Origin of the sequence: Aeromonas sp. S41-2, assembly GCF_027705845.1 — a bacterium.
GTDB lineage: Bacteria > Pseudomonadota > Gammaproteobacteria > Enterobacterales > Aeromonadaceae > Aeromonas > Aeromonas hydrophila.
The window spans coordinates 653,384-666,972 of sequence record NZ_JAPDCG010000001.1 but is presented as its reverse complement, the minus strand read 5'-3'; the positions used below and the strand labels follow the sequence as shown (position 1 = coordinate 666,972).

The following is a 13,589-nucleotide window of genomic DNA, read 5'->3' as shown; positions in this document are numbered from 1 at the left end:
CAGTGCGGGGCTTTTTGTTGCGGGTCACAGGTTGGTGGGCAGGTCGCTGCGCAAGATGGCGTAGTGGCGCAGGGAGATGAAGCCATCCCCCTTGCGTTCGCACTCCCGCGCAGTGCCCTCGTAGTGAAAGCCGGCCCGTTCAAGCAGGCGGGCGGAGGGGCGGTTGGGCTCCTCCACCACCGCCAGCAACCGGTGCAGCTCGCTGGTGCGATAAGTGAGCGGCAGCCACAGCCGCAGTGCCGCGCTCATCACCCCCTTGCCCCAATGTTCGGGATAGAGCCAGTAGCCCAGCTCGGCCCGCCGGTGAGTCGGGTCGGCATCGTTGTAACCGATGGCGCCGAGCGGTTCGCCCGTGTGCCGGTCACGAATGAGGTGCCAGGCGCCACGGCCGGTGCGGGTCAGCTCGGCATACCAGGCCATCTGGGCCTGGCACGCCGTCAGGCTGTCGTAGCTGACGCCGTAGTAGGCGACGACCCGTGGATCGGAGAGGCCGCGATAGATGTGGGGCAGATCGGCGTCGCTGACCGGATCCAGCCTGATGTGGGGTTGTTGCGTTGATGTCATGGTGGCTCCTTGCGGCCAACCGGAGTTGGCCGCGAGTGGTGAGTCAAACAGGGATGGCTGGCAGAGCCGGTTGATGGCTCTGCTCATGATCCGACCAGCCCGAGCTGGTCGGTGAGCCTGGCCAGCTCGTCACGCCACTGCTGCTGCAGGCGCGGGGTCTGGTGCCTGGGCTTGCGGGCCAGATCGGCGGCGAGCAGGGCGTCGAGTTCATACCAGCGTGCCAGCAGCGCCTCTTCGTCATCCGCCGGGCCGGCCGGGGCCTGCCCCATGGCGGGGGTAGCCAGGCTTGCCTTGTCTGCTGCCGGCGAGGGCGCATCGCCGAGCAGCTCGGCATAGGCCCGCTCGGCGCTGTGAGCCTCCTGGATGCGGCCGTCCCTGATCAGCCAGAAGTGGTTGCAGCTGCGCTCGATCAGCTCCCGGTCGTGGGAGACCAGCAGCACGCTGCCCGGGAAGGCGGCAATCGCCTCGGCCAGCTCCTCCTTGCCGGCCAGATCCAGGTGGTTGGTGGGTTCGTCGAGCCAGAGCATGTGGTGGCTGCCGAGCGACAGGGCGAGAAACAGCAGCCGTGCCCGCTCGCCCCCGCTCAAGGTGTGTACCTGCTGGCCGTGGCGGGCATAGGGGAAGCCCGCCCGGATCAGCGCATGACGCCGCGTGGTCTCCGGCAGAGGGGCCAGCGGGTAGAGGGCGTCGCTCAGGATGGCATCGTCAGCCAGCTGCTGCAGGGATTGATCGTAATAGGCGATGCTGGCACCGGGGTGGCAGTACCAGCCTGCCTGCGGGCTCTGCGCGGCCAGTTCGCGCCAGCACTGGCGCAGCAGGGAGGACTTGCCGGTGCCGTTGGCACCGAGCAGGGCGACCCTGTCTCCCGCCCGTAGCCAGAGGCCCTCGGCGCGCAGCAGTGGCGGCAATGCTGGCGCCGGCGCCACGTCGAGGGCCTCCAGCCGCAGCAGGGTGTCGGCAGGCAGGCTCAGTCCGCGCAGCTCAAGCCGCCAGGGGGCCAGCGCCGCGACCTGGCTCTGCTCCTCCTGCAGGCGGGCGATGCGCTTTTCCATGGACTTGGCCTGGCGTACCAGCTTCTCGTTGTCATGCTCCCGCCCCCAGATGGCGAGACGTTTGCTGCTGGCGCTCAGGCGGTCGATCTCCTTTTGCTCGTCGGCCCGGCGCAGACGGGCCTGCTCGTCCTCGGCGGCCAGCGCCGCCCGCGCCTGGCTGCAGGGCAGGGCGAAGCGGTGCAGCTGGCCATCGCGCAGGATCAGGGTCTGCTCGGTGACCCGGTCGAGCAGGCGACCGTCGTGGGAGACCAGCACGAAGGCGCCGCGCCAGCCCAGCAGAAACTGCTCTAGCCAGAGCAGGGCGGGCAGATCCAGGTGGTTGCTGGGCTCATCGAGCAGCAGCAGGTTGGGTTGGCGCAGCAGGGCGCGGCCTATCTGCAGCCGGCTGTGCTGGCCGCCGCTCAGCGCACTGACCGGCAGCGCGGCCTGGGCCTCCAGCTGCAGCTCGGTCAGCAGCTTGTCCACTTGCCATTCGGCGCTCGGGTCATTGCCCAGCGCATCCAGCAGCACGGCGCGGGTGCTGAGGGTTGAAAGCCTGGCTGGCAGTTGCTGGGCCACGAACTCGCAGCGGCAGGCGGCAGCCTGCACGACCCGGCCGGCCTGGGGCGTGCGCTCGCCCGCCAGCAGTGCCAGCAATGTGCTCTTGCCGCAGCCGTTGGCACCAATCAGGCCGAGTCGGTCGCCCGCGCGGATGCCGAGTTCGAGGTGGTCAAATAACGGAAGGTGCCCCGCACTCATCTGCAGGGAATGGGTACTCATCAGGGTTGTCATGCTCTTGCTCTCTTAAATCGCGGGATCGAAGATCCCTGTCATCAGGAGCGCTGGCGACAACGGCAGAGTCGAGAAAGGTCTCGGTATGGAAGGGAGTCGGCTTTGCTCGAACCCGCTATCGCAGCGCGATGGTATGCAGGCAAGAGCACGCGAATGTGCCGAACAGGCGAGCCGAGAACATCGGACACGCTTGGATAACCATTTTTTACCTCCTTGTGTTTCGTGATGGCACGGTGCGGCGATTATAAGCGCAGAAAAAATAACCGTCTATCCATGGCGGTGCCCTGCGGGTGAGGCAGGAGGGAACCTCGTCAGAGGCGGGACAAAAAAACGCCCCGCTGGGCGGGGCGTGGTGATGGGGATGTCAGTCGCGCGGGGTCTTGAGCGCCTGGATCACATCTTCATTGGGGGCCAGCCCCTCCACGTGGTTGAAGCTGTCCAGCCCCTCCTGCGGGTTGATGGTGAAGGCGTCGGCGCTCAGGTAGCTGCCGCTGCCGGCACTCTCGACCACGACGATGAGCTCGGGCTGCTTGTCGCCGTTGAGATCCAGCAGCTTGAGCTCCTTGATGCTGCCATCGCGCGGCAGCACCTTGCCGTCGATGAACTGATCCAGCGGGAACTGGGGGTTGGCGCCGGAGTAGAGGCGCACGTCGTAGCTGCCGGTGGAGGCCGGTTCGCCGCGCCCTTCGCTGACGGTCACTACCTGGCCTGAGGGGAGCGTCAGCTGTTTGAAGAACCCGTCCGCCGCCTGGCTGGCGAGGGGCAGGGTGAGCAGGCCGAGTGTCATGAGCAAGGCTTTCATCGGTTTGACCCTTGTTACTGCGGCGGCGGTTGCCCGCCACCTGTGTCACTGTGCGAACCGGCCGGGCAAGCCCGCCGGTTCGCGTCATCCGCCCCTCATCGGGTCGGTCATTACCAGATCTTGACCCGTTTGGCCGGGTCCAGATAGAGCTTGTCACCCGGCTGGATCTTGAACGCCTCGTAGAAGGCGGGGATGTTTGGCACCACGCCGTTGACCCGGTATTCCGGCGGCGAGTGGGGATCCGAGGCGAGCAGCATCTGCATCAGCTCGGGGCGATACATGCCCTTCCATACCTGGGCCCAGCCGAGGAAGAAGCGCTGCTCGCCGGTGAAGCCGTCCAGCACCGGGGCCTCCTTGCCATCCAGCGACAGCAGGTAGGCCTTGTGGGCGATGGTAAGGCCACCCAGATCGCCGATGTTCTCCCCCAGGGTGAACTGGCCGTTGACGAACTGCCCCTTGATGGGCTCGAAGCGGTTGTACTGGGCCACCAGCCGGCTGGTGCGGAAGCGAAACTCCTTGAGATCCTGGGGCGTCCACCAGTCGCGCATCACGCCGTCACCGTCGGATTTGGCGCCCTGATCATCAAAACCGTGACCCATCTCGTGACCGATCACCCCGCCGATGGCGCCGTAGTTGACCGCATCGTCCGCCGTCATGTCGAAGAAGGGGGGCTGCAGGATGGCGGCCGGGAAGACGATCTCGTTGTTGCTCGGGTTGTAGTAGGCGTTCACCGTCTGCGGTGACATGTGCCACTCGTCTCTGTCTACCGGCTTGCCGAGGCGTGCCAGGTTGTCGGCGTATTCGAAGGCGCGGGCCCGCTGCAGGTTGCCCACCAGATCGTCGGCACGGATCGCGATGGCGCTGTAATCCTTCCACTTGTCCGGGTAGCCGATCTTGGGACGGAACTTGGCAAGCTTGGCCTGGGCCTGGGCCTTGGTGGCCGGCGACATCCAGTCCAGCTCCTCGATGCTCTGGCCGTAGGCGGTGCGCAGGTTCTCCACCAGCTGCTCCATGCGAGCCTTGGCCTGGGGCGGGAAGTAGCGCTCCACGTAGAGCTTGCCTACCGCCTCGCCCAGGTGATCGTCCAGCACGCCGAGCGCCCGCTCCCAGGGGGCGCGCTGTTTGGGCGTGCCGCTCAGGGTGGTGCCGAAGAAGGCGAAGTTCTGGGCATCGGTCTGGCTGTCGAGGTAGGGGGCGTAATCGGTGATGAGATGCCACTTGAGGTAGGCCTGCCAGTCGCCGACCGGGGTCTGCTGCATCACCTCGTTGAGGGCCGCGAGATAGGTGGGCTGGCCGATGATGAGGCTGCTCTGGCCGGCGAGGCCGGCCTGGGTCAGGTAAGCATGCCAGTCGATGGCGGGGGCGAGGCGTTTGAGTTCGCTCTGGGGCCCCTTGTTGTAGTTCTTCTCCCGATCCCGCAGGGTGACGTTGTCCCACTGGATCCGGGCGAGTTTGCTCTCAAGCGCCAGGATGCGTTTGGCCTTGGCCCCCGCATCCGCCTCGCCGAAGCGGCCCAGCATGGTGGCGATGTGCTGCTCGTATTTCTGGCGCAGCGCCTGGCTGGCGGCATCCGTCTTGAGGTAGTAGTCCCGATCCGGCAGACCGAGCCCTGCCTGGTAGAGGTAGACCGCATAGCTGTCCGGCGCCTTGGCGTCGGCATCGACCCAGAAACCGAACGGGGCACCGCCGCCGTTGCGACCGCTCTGGGCGAAGGCCCGGGCCAGATCCTGCGGCGTGCGGATCTGCTCTATCTCGCTCAGCATCGGCATCAGCGGCGCCGTGCCCTTGGCGTTGCGGGTCGTCTGATCCAGATAGCTCTGGTAAAGGTCGTGGATCTGCTGGGCCGGTGTGCCGGCGGCGGCCTTGCCGTCCAGCCCTTCCACCAGCACCCGCACGTCCGCCTGGGATTTGTCGCGCAGCATGTAGAAGGCGCCGTCGGCGGGCCTGTCGTCCGGGATCTTGGCGGTGGAGAGCCAGTGGCCGTTCACGTAGCGAAAGAAGTCGTCACCGGGTTTGACGCTGGTGTCCATGTTGGCCAGCGCGAGGCCGGAGTGTTTGTCTGCGCCGTCCGGGGCCTGACTGCAGCCGGCCAGCAGGGCCAGCCCGACGAGGGCGGCCAGTATGCTTTTTTTGTTGTTCATTATGTTGGATTCCAATTCGGGTTATGCGGCTTCCTTGCCCACGCAGGGAGCGTCTCACTCTAGCAGCCGGGTTAGCGCTTGATAAGCCCGAGTCTGCTAAGATCGGCCTGGTCGTATTGGGGAAGCCTATGATTTCTCGTATTTATTCTCGTTTTTGTCAGACTCTGCCCGCGCCGGAAGGTTCCCGTGGCCTGCTGGTGGCCTTCAGCGGCGGGCTCGACTCCACCGTGCTGCTGGTGCTGGCGGCTCGATTTGCCGGCGCCCACGGCCTTGCCCTGCGCGCCCTGCACGTCCATCACGGCTTGAGCCCACATGCCGACGAGTGGGTGACCCACTGCGAAACGGTGTGTCAGCAACTGGCGGTGCCGCTGCTGGTCGAGCGGGTGCAACTGCAACGAGGCAGTGGCGACAGCCTGGAGGCGCAGGCGCGGGAGGCCCGCTATCTGCGCCTTGCCGCTCAGCTGGGGGAGGGGGAGTGGCTGCTCACCGCCCACCATCAGGACGATCAGCTGGAGACCCTGCTGCTGGCGCTCAAGCGCGGCGCCGGCCTGCGCGGGCTGGCGGGCATGGTGCCGAGCCAGCCCTTTGCCGGTGGCCTGTTGCTGCGCCCCTTGCTCGAGGTGAGTCGGGCCGAGCTGACTGACGCGGCGGCCAGTCTCCCCTATGGCTGGGTGGAGGATGAGAGCAACCAGGATGTGAGTTATGACCGCAACTTCCTGCGCCAACGGCTCATTCCCCAGCTCAAGGCCCGCTGGCCCGCCATGGCCCAGACGGCGGCGCGCAGCATGGCGCTGTGCGCCGAGCAGGAGGCGCTGCTGGAGGAGCTGGCAGAGGCCGACTGGCGGCTGGCAGCGGCAGGAGAGGCGCTGCAGATCGCGCCGCTGCTGGCCCTGTCAGCTACCCGGCGCAACAACCTGCTGCGTTACTGGATCCGCCGCCAAGGGGGCGAGATGCCCTCCCGCGAGCAGCTCGGTCTGCTCTGGCAGGAGGTGGCGCTGGCACGGGAAGACGCCAATCCCCAGCTCAACTGGGGCGGGCAGAGCTGCCGCCGCTTTCAGGGCCGGCTCCATCTGGTGCGACCCGGGCTGCAGCCTCGCCACGAGCAGCTGACATTGGCCGTGGGGGAGACGCTGATCCTGCCGGACGGGCTGGGGGAGGTGCGCTTGCTGCCGCGAGTGGAAGGCGAGGGGCTGCGGCAGCCAAGGGCGGACGAGCCGCTGTCGGTGCGCTTCGGGGTGGCCGCCGGCAGCATGCTCAAGCCGGTAGGGCGTGGCGGCAGCCGGCGCCTCAAGAAGCTGCTGCAGGAGTACGGGGTTCCCTCCTGGCAGCGCGGCCGCATTCCCATCCTCTATTACGGCGAGCAGGTGGCGGCGGTAGGTGAGCTGTTCTTCTGTGACGGATTCATGACGCAGGGCGCCGGTCTGGCCTGGCACTGGCTGCCGGCGGCGGCCTGTCAGCCTCCGGCGTGACGCTCTCCTTCGCCAACGCGGATAAAGCACAAGGCCGGCATATGCCGGCCTTGTCGTCTTCAGCGGCTGGCCGGTTCAGTCCAGCAGGCCGGCCTTGCCCGCTTTCTTGCGGGCATAGAGGTGGGCATCGGCGGCCTCGTACAGGCTGTGCACATCCACCCCGGACTGCCAGCTGGCGGCTCCCAGGCTGCAGCCAACCGAGAAGGTGCTGAGCTCCTTGTGGATCATCAGCATGTGCTGCAGGCGCAGCCAGACCGGGCGCCAGGCCTCGGGCTCGGCGGGTTGCAGCAGCAGGGCGAATTCGTCGCCGCCGAGGCGAAACGCCTGATCCGTGCTGCGGATGCAGTGGGTCAGCAGCTGGGCGAAGCGGCTCAGCACCAGATCGCCGACCGGGTGGCCCCAGGTGTCGTTGATCTGCTTGAAGTTGTCGAGATCCAGCAGCACCAGCACCAGGCCGTGGGATTCCCGGCTGTGCTGCTCTACCGCCCGGCCGATGGCTTCGTCGAAGTAGGAGCGGTTGCCGAGCCCGGTCAGGTGATCGAGCCTGACCTGCAGCTCCAGCTGTGACAGGCGCAGATAGAGAGGCAGGGGCAGGCAGAGCAGCTGGTGATACTGCTGCAGGATCCGCTGCTGGCTGCCGCTCAGGGCATGTTCCAGGGTGTAGTGCAACTGGCCGATCAGCTGACCATGCTGGCCGCGCAGCTCGAACGGGTAGCTGTGCAGGGTCAGGCTGGCCTGGGGCGGATGCTGGATCAGGGTGTGAGGCTGGCCGCAGTCGAAGTGCAGGCTGTGGATCCGGACAATTCTTGCCGCACGATCGGCAAAGGTTGCCAGCAGGCTGCCGAGGTCCATCTGCACCAACAACAACTCGAGCAACTGGTTGCGATCCTGACTGGCCAGCGGCGTGAGCCGCTCCATCTGGCGAACCCACTGCTCGATGCCATGTCCCAGACCATTCAATGATGATGTGTTTTCCACGGTACAGCCCTCAAACAACCTACTTCCTGACTCTTACCTGCAATCCTTGTGCCCAAAATATGTTCGATGTGAACAAGAGTGGCTGGCTAGGCTTAAGTAGATAAAAAGGGAGGAAATATTGTACGCAGATGTGTTGATCCTGCTGCTTGCCGCCGTGCTGTTGGTGGCGATTTTCCGGCGCCTCGGCCAGCCGGTGATCCTCGCTTACCTGCTTGCCGGGGTACTGCTCGGCCCCTATGGCGTGGCCGTGATCACCGGCCAGGCGATCATGCAGACCATCGCCGAGCTCGGCATCGTTTTTCTGATGTTCTCGCTCGGCCTCGAATTCTCGCTGCCCCGGCTCATCGCCATGCGTCGGCTGGTGATCGGGGTGGGCGGTCTGCAGGTGTTGCTCACGTCATTGCTGTTTTTCGCCATTGCCTGGTGGTGGGGCCTGAGCCTGCCCCAGGCGCTGGTGGTGTCGGGCACCCTGGCGCTCTCGTCCACCGCCGTGGTGATCAAGCAGCTGGGGGAGCAGAAGCAGCTGCACACCCGCCGCGCCCAGCTCGGGGTGAGCGTGCTGCTGTTTCAGGATCTGGCGGTGGTGCCGCTCTTGGTGATGATCCCCATCCTGGCCAGGCCCGAGATCCAGGGCAGCGCCCTGCTGGCGGAGATCGCCTGGGCCACCCTCAAGGGGCTGTTTGCCCTGCTGAGCCTGCTGGCGGTGGGCAAGTGGCTGCTGCCGCTGCTGTTTCACGAGGTGGCGCGGGCCCGCTCCGACGAGCTGTTCGTGCTGAGCGCCCTGCTGGTGGCGCTGCTGGCCGCCTCGCTGACCCAGTGGATGGGGCTCTCCATGGCGCTGGGGGCCTTTCTGGCGGGCATGATGCTGGGGGAGTCCCACTATCGCCATCAGCTGGAGGTGGACATCCGGCCGTTTCGGGACGTGCTGATGGGGCTCTTCTTCATCACCATCGGCATGACCATGGACTGGCAGCGGGTGGCACAGGACTGGTGGCTGGTGGCCACCAGCGTGCTCTGCCTGATCCTGTTCAAGTCCCTGCTGGTGCTGCTGGCTGGCCGGCTGATGGGGGAGCGCAAACGCGATGCCATGGCGGCGGGGATCATGCTGAGCCAGGTGGGGGAGTTCGGCTTCGTACTGCTGGCGCTGGCCAACCACCACGGTCTGCTCGACCATCGGCTGGTCTCCCTGCTCATCGGCATCGGCGTTACCTCCATCGCCATGACGCCCTGGCTGGTGCTGCAGGCCCATCATCTGGCCCGCTCCCTCACCGATCCGGCTCTGCTCACCCGCTCCGAGGTGGCCCAGTCGGGCCTGAGCAAGAGCCAGCACGTGATCATCGCGGGCTTTGGTCGGGCCGGCCAGACCTGCGCCCGTTTTCTCAAGCAGGAGGAGATCCCCTTCCTGGCGCTGGATCTCGACCCGGAGCGGGTGAGCGAGGCCAAGTCGGCGGGGGAGCAGGTGGCGTTTGGCGATGCCAGCCGCCGCGACATCCTGCTGGCCGCCGGCCTGCTGCGGGCCAGGCTGGTGATCATCACCTTTGACGATCACAAGCGGGTGGAGGCCATGCTGGCGCTGATCAGGGAGCTGGCGGGGGAGGTGAAGGTGCTGGTGCGCACCCGGGATGACAGTTTTCTGGAGGCGTTCAAGCGGGCGGGCGCCTTTGCGGTGATCCCCGAATCCCAGGAGGGGGCCCTGATGCTGGTCTCCCACCTGCTGCTCAACTGCGACATTCCCATCGGCCGGGTGATCCGGCGCATGGAGCACGAGCGCAGCAGCCAGTACCGCTTTCTGCACGGTTTCTACTGGGGGGATCAAAGCGCCGGCAATCTGGAGACGGACCAGCTGCTCGAGCGGCTGCACCCGGTGCTGCTGCACGAGCAGGCCTGGGCGGTGGGGCGCAGCGTGCAGGCCCTGGCGCTGGAGACGGTGCGGATCAAGGAGGTACAGCGCGGCGAGTTGCGGTTGGAGCCCAAGCCAGAGCTGGTGCTGGCGGCAGGGGATCGGCTGGTGCTGTTCGGCAATGGGGTGGCGGTGGAGCAGGCGGAGCAGCGCCTGCTGGAGGGTCGTTAGCCCTCCCTCAAGGTGTGTTCACCCTCGCCACAGGTGAGTGAGCCGCTTGCTGGCGTGCCGGCTCCCCCTTCAAGGGCCCAATTCAAGCTTCGACCGGTACCATCTCCTCTATCCCCAGAAACGCTTCGACCCGTCGGCGCTCGTTCAGGGTATCCAGGTAGCCCAGCTTGATCAGCTGCTGGCAGTAACCGGGATAGAACATCAGGAAACTGGCCAGGCTGCTGGTCTCGTCCCCTGTCACCCCCAGTACCCGCAGCAGGCGGCGCAGGTGCACCGGCAGTTTGCGCAGATAGGCCAGCGCCAGCAGGTCGAGATCCTGACTCGGCTTGAGTACGCAGGTCTCTACCCGTTTGAGTTTCAACCGGTTGCGCTCCCGCTCCGGGATGAGATCCAGGGTCTGGTTGATGCGCCACAACCGCTCCAGATCCGAGTTGAGGGTGTCGGTGAAGACGGTGTCCAGCAGGTGGCTGGCGATGTTGGAGCTGGTCAGGTGGCCATGGTGGAAGGTGGGGGCCGTGTGCGCCGGCGGATCCAGGGTGATCAGCAGGATCCGCTCCGCCCCCAGGTGGATGGCGGGGCTGAGCGGGCTCAACTGATGGATGGAGCCGTCGCCGTAGAACTTGTCGCCGATGTGGGTGGCCGGGAAGACGAACGGCAGCGCCGAGGAGGCGAGCAGGTGATCCGAGGTGAGCAGGGTGCGCAGCCCGCGCCGTCTGGCCCGCTCCCACGGCAGGTGCTCCGCCCGCCCCTGAAAGAAGGTGGTGGAGAGGCCGTCGTCGTAGTCGGAGGCGGTGATGGCCAGCGCCTCCAGGCTGCCGTAGAGGATGTTGTCGTCGATGCGGTGATAGTCGATGAGCTGATCCAGCAGGCGGCGCAGCGGCGCGTTGTCGAACAGGTGAAAGGCGTGGTTGGTGTGGGGATTGATGAGCCCGGCCGAGCCCTCATACATCAGCCGCCACAACAGGCGCCCCGGGTGAAAGTCGAAGATGTGGTGGGTCTCGAAGCGGCGCCAGACCCACTCCAGCTTGCGTACTCCCAGATGAAAGCAGGAGGCGTAGCAGGCCAGCGCGGTGACATTGATGGCGCCGGCTGAAGTACCGCACAGGATGGGAAACGGAATGCCGAGATTGCGGGGATAGAACTCGGCGATCGCCTTGAGGGCGCCGACCTGATAGGCGGCGCGGGCACCACCACCGGTCAACAGAAGAGCTGTGTTGGGTTTGGCCATGATACTGCGCCTTATGCATGCCACTGGGGGTGTTGCCACCGAGCAATTTAACTATAAGACGCTGTATCAAATATAAAAACAGGCCTGCCAACCATTTTTTGCAGGCCCTTTTTGAGGCTGTTCAGTTGGCGTGGCGAGCGGCGCTCAGCTGATCGAACGCGGCGAATGCGGGGGCACTGGCGAGGATGCGGCCGTGGCCGAGGCCACGGGTGCTCACCAGCCGGGTACGACCATCCTGGGTGGCGCGCAGGGAATCGCCGTGCGGAGCGAAGCGATCCTCCTCGTCGTGCACTATGATGGCGGGCCCGCTGCGGCCGGCGAGCCGCCCCAGCGGGTCGACCGTGCTCAGGGGGTGCTGGTACTCCTGCTCAATCTCCTTGACCACCGCATCGAACAGCCGGATGGAGTAGCCGGATCGCGCCACCATGCCGTAGAGCTGGGGCACGTAGTCGAGCACCGGCGAGATGAGCAGCAGCGGCAGGGCATCCAGCTCGCGTCGGCGGCTGGAGAGGGTGACGGCGCCCCCCATGCTGTGGGCGATGACACCCTGCAGCGGGCCGTACTCGGCCGTCATCTTTTCCACCAGTTCGTCGAAGGCGCGCACGAAGCGGGGCAGGTGGCCGGTATGGCCGGCGCTGTGGCCGTGCGCCGGGTGATCGTAGGCAATGGCCGTGAAGCCCTGGTCGGCGATGTGGCTAATCAGCGGGTAGAACTGGCCGGCGCTGCCTGACCAGCCGTGCATCAGCAGCCAGACCGGCCCCTGGCCGAGCCGGTAGCTCATCAGGGTGCCTTCGCTGGTGTGCACGGCCTGTTTGACCAGTCCGGCCGGCGCCGTGTCATCCCGCTGGTTGCGCTGGGGGGTGAGCAGCAGCTTGCTGGCGGTGCGCTTGGCATGAACGGGGGCCAGGGTGTGATGCAAGCGGGTGCCAAGGCCAAGCAGCCATTTGCTCGGGCTGAAGCGGCGGGTGTTGAAGTAGATCTTGCTGCTCATGGTCATCCTGTGGTTTTTATGTGCGAACGGTCGTGCTTTTTTGTCGGTTTTAAAAAAGAGAGGTCAATCTATCAGCGCCAGCCATCCAGCAGCGTCTCCACTTCGGGCCAGAAGTGGCGGGCCGGATCCTGACACAGATCGAGGGCATTGAATACCTGATCCGCCAGATAGAGGCCATAGAGGCGATAGACGGCGCGCCAGGGATCCATGTCGCTGCGCCACTCGCCCTCGCTCTGTCCCTGCACCACCTGACGGGCCAGGTAGTCGAGCCAGAAGCGCACCAGCTGGCGGGCGGCCTGCTGCACCTCCCCCTCCTGGGCCGAGGTCCAGGCGTCGAGGAACATGCAGCGGCCGGCGAAGCACTGGTTCCAGGCCAGCCAGGCCTGCAGCAGGGCCATCAGCTTCGCTCGCTGGCTGCCGTGCTGCTGCTGGCGCACCGGCTGGATCACCCGCTCCCGGAACACCTCGGCGGCGTACTCCAGCACGGCAATCTGCAGGTTGTCGCGGGACTGGAAGTGGGCAAACAGGCCGCTTTTCGACATCTCGCAGGCGCTGGCAAGGGAGCCGATGGTGAGGCTCTCCAGCCCCTGCTGGCTCGCCTGCTCGAACGCAGTCTGCAAAATGTTGTCGCGGGTCAGCCGGCCCTTGCTCATCGCACTCTCCTTCATTGACCGGAGCAGCATAAAGTACGACCGTGCTATTTGTCGAGCGGCGAATCAGCCTGCAAGAGGGGATGAGGCGGGCTCAGTCGTCCTTGATATCCATCTGCTGCAGGGCGATAACCGCCTGGGTGCGGTTCTTGACGCCGAGTTTGCGGAAAATGGCAGTAATGTGGGCCTTGATGGTGGCCTCGGAGACGTTGAGCTCCCAGGCGATCTGCTTGTTGAGGCTGCCGTCGCGCAGCATCACCAGCACCTTGTACTGCTGGGGGGTGAGGCTGGCGAGCTTGCTGGCGAAATCGGCGCCGTCAGTGGGCTCGGGGTGGAGCGAGATGCCGGCCGGCACCCAGTTGTCACCCCCGATCACCGTATTGAGGGCGTTGACCAGCTCCTTCATCGGCGCCGATTTGGGGATGAAGCCGAGCGCGCCGAGCCGCAGCACCTGCTGGATGATGGCGGGCTCTTCCGAAGCCGACACCACCACGATAGGCAGGTCGGGATATTGGCCGCGCAGGTGGGCGAGGCCGGAGAAGCCGTTGGCCCCCGGCATCTTGAGATCGAGCAGCAGCAGGTCGACTTCCGGGTGCTCACCCAGCAGGTGGGCCAGGCTGTCGATGGAGTCCGCTTCCAGCAGCTGGGCATCGTCGATGGCCATGTGCACCGCTTGATAGAGGGCGCCCCGAAACAGGGGGTGGTCATCTGCGATGACGATGGTAAATTGGCTGTCCATTGCTCACATTAGTTGCTAACTGATTGTTTTGGAAAATCAAACTAGCACCGCTCCCGGAGAGGGTCAAACCTGCCGGCGTGCAAATGTGAAGCGACCGTCGGATGTCGTGCCATTGGGGCAGATGGGATGGTCA

The 13,589-nt window shown here is 65.7% G+C and carries 11 protein-coding genes; 2 read left to right on the top strand and 9 right to left on the bottom strand.

Annotated elements, in window-relative coordinates; translation table 11 throughout:
- Nucleotides 1–24: 24 nt before the first annotated feature.
- The 4 genes from OKC44_RS03020 to OKC44_RS03005 all read right to left on the bottom strand — a co-directional run bounded on the left by OKC44_RS03020 (nt 25) and on the right by OKC44_RS03005 (nt 5,330).
- The gene (locus OKC44_RS03020; RefSeq protein WP_270810966.1) at nt 25–564 is read right to left on the bottom strand and encodes a GNAT family N-acetyltransferase; all 540 of its coding nucleotides are present in this window, start codon (nt 562–564) and stop codon (nt 25–27) included.
- Between the two features lie 83 nt (nt 565–647).
- Complete coding sequence (locus OKC44_RS03015) at nt 648–2,387, bottom strand: ABC-F family ATP-binding cassette domain-containing protein (protein ID WP_270810965.1); 1,740 nt, start codon at nt 2,385–2,387, stop codon at nt 648–650.
- Between the two features lie 364 nt (nt 2,388–2,751).
- Complete coding sequence (locus tag OKC44_RS03010; RefSeq protein ID WP_016349890.1) at nt 2,752–3,189, bottom strand: PliI family lysozyme inhibitor of I-type lysozyme; 438 nt, start codon at nt 3,187–3,189, stop codon at nt 2,752–2,754.
- Nucleotides 3,190–3,299: 110 nt separating this feature from the next.
- Nucleotides 3,300–5,330, bottom strand: a complete 2,031-nt coding sequence (locus tag OKC44_RS03005) for a M13 family metallopeptidase (RefSeq protein WP_270810963.1) — start codon at nt 5,328–5,330, stop codon at nt 3,300–3,302.
- Between the two features lie 128 nt (nt 5,331–5,458).
- Between OKC44_RS03005 and tilS the strand changes: the two genes are divergently transcribed.
- Nucleotides 5,459–6,799, top strand: a complete 1,341-nt coding sequence (tilS, locus tag OKC44_RS03000) for a tRNA lysidine(34) synthetase TilS (protein ID WP_270810961.1) — start codon at nt 5,459–5,461, stop codon at nt 6,797–6,799.
- 75 nt (nt 6,800–6,874) lie between these two features.
- On the opposite strand, the gene OKC44_RS02995 is transcribed toward tilS, so the two are convergent.
- Nucleotides 6,875–7,795, bottom strand: coding sequence for a GGDEF domain-containing protein (locus OKC44_RS02995; protein ID WP_029301567.1), 921 nt, complete (start codon nt 7,793–7,795; stop codon nt 6,875–6,877).
- Between the two features lie 100 nt (nt 7,796–7,895).
- On the opposite strand from OKC44_RS02995, the gene OKC44_RS02990 reads away from it, so the two are divergent.
- Nucleotides 7,896–9,848, top strand: coding sequence for a monovalent cation:proton antiporter family protein (locus OKC44_RS02990; protein ID WP_017408584.1), 1,953 nt, complete (start codon nt 7,896–7,898; stop codon nt 9,846–9,848).
- Nucleotides 9,849–9,930: 82 nt separating this feature from the next.
- Here the strand turns inward: OKC44_RS02990 and OKC44_RS02985 are convergent, their stop codons facing one another.
- The 4 genes from OKC44_RS02985 to OKC44_RS02970 all read right to left on the bottom strand — a co-directional run bounded on the left by OKC44_RS02985 (nt 9,931) and on the right by OKC44_RS02970 (nt 13,456).
- On the bottom strand, nt 9,931–11,076 hold the full coding sequence (locus OKC44_RS02985) for a patatin-like phospholipase family protein (RefSeq protein WP_024946021.1): 1,146 nt from the start codon (nt 11,074–11,076) through the stop codon (nt 9,931–9,933).
- Between the two features lie 121 nt (nt 11,077–11,197).
- Complete coding sequence (locus OKC44_RS02980; protein WP_270810958.1) at nt 11,198–12,067, bottom strand: alpha/beta hydrolase; 870 nt, start codon at nt 12,065–12,067, stop codon at nt 11,198–11,200.
- Between the two features lie 71 nt (nt 12,068–12,138).
- Nucleotides 12,139–12,720, bottom strand: coding sequence for a TetR/AcrR family transcriptional regulator (locus OKC44_RS02975; protein WP_270810956.1), 582 nt, complete (start codon nt 12,718–12,720; stop codon nt 12,139–12,141).
- A gap of 91 nt (nt 12,721–12,811) precedes the next feature.
- A complete protein-coding gene (locus OKC44_RS02970) occupies nt 12,812–13,456 on the bottom strand; it encodes a response regulator transcription factor (RefSeq protein WP_029301564.1) in 645 nt (214 codons plus the stop codon).
- Between the last annotated feature and the right edge of the window lie 133 nt (nt 13,457–13,589).